Source organism: Micromonospora phytophila, from assembly GCF_023656545.1.
In the GTDB taxonomy this organism is placed as follows: domain Bacteria; phylum Actinomycetota; class Actinomycetes; order Mycobacteriales; family Micromonosporaceae; genus Micromonospora; species Micromonospora phytophila.
The window spans coordinates 1-5146 of the sequence record NZ_JAMOKF010000360.1 but is presented as its reverse complement, the minus strand read 5'-3'; the positions used below and the strand labels follow the sequence as shown (position 1 = coordinate 5146).

Below are 5146 nucleotides of genomic sequence, written 5' to 3'. Positions count from 1 at the left end.
CGCCGGCGACCTCGCCGCCCCGCTCGCCGCCGCGCTGGCGGGTGTGGCCGGTGTACCGTGAGCGGCGTGACGAGCGTTGACGGACCGGCCCCCCAGCCGCACCCGCCCGCCGCGGGTGCCGACGCCCCGGAGCAGGCCTGGCCGGCGGCGCAGCCGACGCCTTACCCGGTGGGGCAGCCGACGCCCTACCCGGTCGCCGAGCCCGACCGGCTCACCCGCTTCGTCGTCCGGCTCTACGACCGCTCGCCGCGGTGGGCGGTGCCACTGGCCGCGCTCGGCTGCGTCGCCGCTGGCATGGGCTACGCGCTGCTCAGCGACCCCACCCGCGCGGCCCCGGACGCCGCCCCGACCTGCCTGCTCAAGCTGACCACGGGGCTGGACTGCCCGGGCTGCGGCGGCACCCGCGCGCTCTGGTACGTGCTGCACGCCGACCTGCCGGCCGCCGCCCGGCACCACTTCCTTTTCGTCTTCGCGCTGCCGTTCCTGGCCTACCTCTTCGTCGCCTGGGCGGGCCGGCAGGCGTTCGGCTGGCGGCTGCCGGAGCTGCGGCTGAGCTCCAAGGTGATCGGCGGCTTCCTGGCGGCCTGGTTCGCCTTCTCAGTGCTGCGCAACCTGCCCTGGGCCCCGTTCACCGCGCTCTACGTTTGACCGGCGCTCGGTGACCGGGTGGTCCGGAACTACTTCTCGTAGTGGTATCGGCAGCTGATCGCCGTCAGCACGTCCTCGTCGTCCTTGCCGACGGTGGTCACGTAGACCAGCCGGTGCTCGTCCGTGATCCGTCGTGACCAGGCCCCGACCAGGTGGTACTTCAGTGGTTCCGGCTTGCCGATGCCCTGATGGGGATCGCCCCGGCTGATGTCCTCGATCAGCCTATTGATCTTCTTGACCACTGTGCGGTCGGTGTTCTGCCAGAACATGTAGTCGCGCCAGCCCGTGCTGACGAACATGATCTTCACGACGGGTCGAGCTCCCGCTCGACGGCTTGCCCGTCGCGGAACTCGGCCATGCCCTGCGCCAGCCAGGCGGCATTGGCCGGTGATCGCAGCAGGTAGGCCGTCTCGGTCATGGAGTCCCAGTCTTCCTTGGACACCAGCACGGCATTGCCGTGCTTGGAGACGATCTCGATCGGTGCGTGATCCTGGTTGACCTGTTCGATCAGCGGGAAGAGGCGCTTGCGCGCTTCGGACGCGGAGATGGCGGACATCGGCAGGCTCCCGGATTCAGGCGCGAGTGGTACAAGAAACGGTACCGTTCGCGGCGGCGGCGTCGCCGTCGACCCCGCTCGTGCGGCGGACCCGACCAGCAGTGACCGGTGTTGCATCGGGCGAGCCGGGCTTGAGCGTGAGCAGCGCTGCCCACTACAGTCCCCGGAATGCCGGAGATGGTGCAGCCCCAGGTCAAGCTGATCGCGTGGACCCAGTTCCAGGCCCCGGACGACGTGCCGTGGTCGACCGACGCCGACGGCGGCCAGGCGCTCGCCGAGTTCGCCGGCCGGGCCTGCTACCAGAGCTGGAAGAAGCCCAACCCGGCCACCGCCACGAACGCCGGCTACCTGGCCCACATCCTCGAGGTCGGGCACCTGTCGGTGCTGGAGCACGGGTCGGTGAGCTTCTACTTCAGCGGGGTGTCCCGCTCGTTCACCCACGAGCTGATCCGGCACCGGCACTTCTCGTACTCCCAGCTCTCCCAGCGCTACGTCCCGGAGCGGGACGCCGCGATGGTCGAGCCGTCGGTGATCGCCGACGACCCGGAGCTGCACAAGAAGTTCGTCGAGGCCGCCGAGGCGAGCGTGCGCGCGTACAACGAGTTGCTGGAGGGGCTGGAGCGGCGCTTCGCCGACGTGGAGAACGCCACGCTGCGGCGCAAGCAGGCCCGCCAGGCGGCCCGCGCGGTGCTGCCCAACGCCACCGAGACTCGGATCGTGGTCACCGGCAACTACCGGGCGTGGCGGCACTTCATCGCCATGCGCGCCACTGAGCACGCCGACGTGGAGATCCGCGAGTTGGCGGTGGAGTGCCTGCGGCAGCTCCAGGGGGTCGCGCCGAACGTCTTCGCCGACTTCGTCATCTCGACCCTGCCCGACGGCACCGAGGTGGCGGCGAGCCCGCACGCCGAGCTGTCCTGAGCCCTTCCCCGGCAGGCTGCCCGTGGTCGTCCGCTAGGTTGGTGGCATGACGCACGACCACCTTGACACCCCAGCCCCGGCGGTGTCCCGTCCGTTCGGGCGAGTGCTCACGGCCATGGTGAGCCCGTTCACCGCCGACGGCTCGCTCGACCTCGACGGTGCCGCGCGGTTGGCGAACCACCTGGTCGACGACCAGGGCAACGACGCGCTGGTGGTCAACGGCACCACCGGCGAGTCGCCGACCACCACCGACGCGGAGAAGGAACGACTGATCCGGGCCGTCGTGGAGGCCGTCGGCGACCGCGCCAAGGTCGTCGCCGGGGTGGGCACGAACGACACCCGGCACACCATCGAGCTGGCCGCCGCCGCCGAGAAGGCTGGCGCGCACGGTTTGCTCGTGGTCACCCCCTACTACAACAAGCCGCCGCAGAGCGGCCTGCTGCGCCACTTCACCGCCGTCGCGGACGCCACCAGCCTGCCGGTGATGCTCTACGACATCCCGCACCGCTCCGGCGTGCCGATCGACACCGAGACGCTGGTGCGCCTCGCCGAGCACGGCCGGATCGTGGCGGTGAAGGACGCCAAGGGCGACCTGACCGCCACCAGTTGGGTGACCAGCCGGACCGGCCTCTCCTTCTACAGCGGCGAGGACTCCCTCACCCTGCCCGCGCTGGCCGTGGGCAGCGTCGGGGTGGTCGGCACCTCGACGCACTTCACCGGCGCGCTGACCCGGCAGATGATCGAGGCGTACGACGCGGGGGACATGGCCACCGCGCTGAGCCTGCACCGGCGGCTGCTGCCGCTGTTCACCGGCATCTTCCGTACCCAGGGCGTGATCCTGGTGAAGGCGGGCCTGGCCGCCTCGGGTCTGCCGGCCGGACCGGTGCGACCGCCCCTGGTGGACGCCACCACCGACGAGATCGCCCAGCTGCGCGCGGACTTCGCCGCGGCGGGCATGGAGCTGCCCCAATGATCGAACGACGCGATGGACGCCGGGTTACGGCGTCGCAGAATGAGGTGAACGAGTGACCGAGGCGCACTTCGAGGGTGAACTGCCCCCGCCGCTGCCGGAGGGTGGCCTGCGGATCATCCCGCTCGGCGGGCTCGGCGCCATCGGTCGGAACATGACCGTCTTCGAGTACGACGGCAAGCTGCTGATCGTGGACTGCGGGGTGCTCTTCCCCGACGTCGAACAGCCCGGCGTGGACCTGATCCTGCCCGACTTCGCCCCGATCCTGGATCGGCTCGGCGACGTCCAGGCGATCGTGCTCACCCACGGTCACGAGGACCACATCGGCGCGGTGCCCTACCTGCTCGCCCATAAACCGGACATCCCACTCGTCGGCTCCCAGTTCACCCTGGGGCTGGTCGAGGCGAAGCTGGCCGAGCGGCGGATCCAGCCGTACACGCTGACCGTGCGGGAGGGTGGCCGGGAGCGGCTGGGCCCGTTCGAGTGCGAGTTCTTCGCGGTCAACCACTCGATCCCGGACGCCCTCGCGGTGGCCATCCGCACCCCGGCCGGCCTGGTGCTGCACACTGGCGACTTCAAGATGGACCAGGTGCCGCTGGACGGCCGGATCACCGACCTGGCCGGGTTCGCCCGGCTCGGCGCCGAGGGTGTGGACCTGCTGCTGTCGGACTCCACCAACGCGGAGATCCCCGGCTTCGTCACCCCGGAGCGGGAGATCGGGCCGGTGCTCGACTCGATCTTCGCCAAGGCCAAGGGGCGGATCATCGTCGCCTCGTTCGCCTCGCACGTGCACCGCGTGCAGCAGGTCTTCGACTCCGCCGCCGAGCACGGCCGCAAGGTGGCGCTGATCGGCCGGTCGATGGTCCGCAACATGGGCATCGCCCGGGACCTGGGCCTGCTCAACATCCCGGCCGGCCTGGTCATCGGGATCGAGGAGGCGACCACGCTTCCGCCCGAGCAGATCGTGCTGATGTCCACCGGCTCCCAGGGCGAGCCGATGAGCGCCCTCGGCCGGATGGCCAGCGGCGACCACCGGCACATCACCATCGCCCCGGGCGACACCGTGGTGCTGGCCAGCTCGCTGGTGCCCGGCAACGAGACCTCGGTCTACCGGGTGATCAACCGGCTGGCCCGGGCCGGCGCCGTGGTCGTGCACAAGGACGTGGCCAAGGTGCACGTCTCCGGCCACGCGCCCGCCGGTGAGCTGCTCTACCTGCTCAACGTGGTCCGTCCCAGCAACCTGATGCCGGTGCACGGCGAGTGGCGGCACCTGCGCGCGCACGCCCGGCTCGGCATCGAGTCCGGGGTCGCCGCGGACAGGGTGGTGCTCTGCGAGGACGGCGACGTGGTGGACCTGGTCGAGGGGCGGGCCAGCCTGGTCGGGCACGTCAAGAGCCGGTACGTCTACGTCGACGGCCTCGCCGTCGGCGACGTGAGCGAGTCGCTGCTCACCGAGCGGCGGATCCTCGGCGACGGCGGCTTCATCGCCACCACCGTCGTGGTCGACTCGGTCACCGGCAAGGTGGTCGCCGGCCCGACCCTGTCGGCGAAGGGCTTCTCCGAGGACCCGGAGGCGTTCAACCCCGTGATCCCGCTGGTCACCGAGGCGCTCAACCGCGCCGCGGCGGACGGCATCACCGACCCGCACCAGCTCCAGCAGATCGTCCGGCGCACCGTGGGGCGGTGGGTCAACGACGCGTACCGGCGTCGGCCCATGATCGTCCCGACCGTCGTCGAGGTCTGACCGGCGCGTTCCGACGCCCGCCCGCACCCCGTGTGCCGGCGGGCGTCGCCGTGCACGGAGCAGCCGCGGCGCCGGTTCAACGGAGCCCGGTGGAATTGTTTTTCGTCGATCGTTCAACCGTCCGGCGGCCCCTCCCGTACTCCGACGCGGCAGGCGTGACCGCGCCGGCCGGGAGGAGCGTGGCGGATGGACCGCAGACGGATGACAGCCATCGGCGTGATGGTGGCGGCGGTGGGCGCGGCGGCGGCGGTGACCCTGCCCTCGTTCGCCGGGGAGGGCGCCGCGCCACCGGCCGCCGCGCCGGGCG

6 protein-coding genes are annotated in these 5146 nt (G+C 71.3%); 4 read left to right on the top strand and 2 right to left on the bottom strand.

Annotated features, from left to right (window positions below; genetic code table 11):
• Window positions 1–57 precede the first annotated feature (57 nt).
• Entirely contained in the window at window positions 58–648 is a 591-nt protein-coding gene (locus NCC78_RS27310; RefSeq protein ID WP_250798056.1) for a DUF2752 domain-containing protein, read from the top strand.
• A 29-nt stretch (window positions 649–677) separates the two neighbouring features.
• Here NCC78_RS27310 and NCC78_RS27305 read toward each other — a convergent pair whose 3' ends face one another.
• Window positions 678–947 carry a Txe/YoeB family addiction module toxin gene (locus NCC78_RS27305; protein ID WP_372495214.1) on the bottom strand — a complete coding sequence of 90 codons (270 nt, stop codon included), beginning with the start codon at window positions 945–947 and terminating at the stop codon, window positions 678–680.
• A 5-nt stretch (window positions 948–952) separates the two neighbouring features.
• Window positions 953–1204: a type II toxin-antitoxin system Phd/YefM family antitoxin gene (locus tag NCC78_RS27300; RefSeq protein ID WP_284706358.1), complete on the bottom strand. Its 252-nt coding sequence runs from the start codon at window positions 1202–1204 to the stop codon at window positions 953–955.
• A 177-nt stretch (window positions 1205–1381) separates the two neighbouring features.
• Between NCC78_RS27300 and thyX the strand changes: the two genes are divergently transcribed.
• From thyX to NCC78_RS27285, 3 genes are read left to right on the top strand one after another with little or no spacing between them, the layout of a single operon-like run.
• Entirely contained in the window at window positions 1382–2125 is a 744-nt protein-coding gene (gene thyX / locus NCC78_RS27295; protein ID WP_250798057.1) for an FAD-dependent thymidylate synthase, read from the top strand.
• Between the two features lie 46 nt (window positions 2126–2171).
• The gene (gene dapA / locus NCC78_RS27290; protein ID WP_250798054.1) at window positions 2172–3098 is read left to right on the top strand and encodes a 4-hydroxy-tetrahydrodipicolinate synthase; all 927 of its coding nucleotides are present in this window, start codon (window positions 2172–2174) and stop codon (window positions 3096–3098) included.
• Between the two features lie 52 nt (window positions 3099–3150).
• Window positions 3151–4839, top strand: coding sequence for a ribonuclease J (locus tag NCC78_RS27285; RefSeq protein ID WP_250798053.1), 1689 nt, complete (start codon window positions 3151–3153; stop codon window positions 4837–4839).
• Window positions 4840–5146 lie beyond the last annotated feature (307 nt).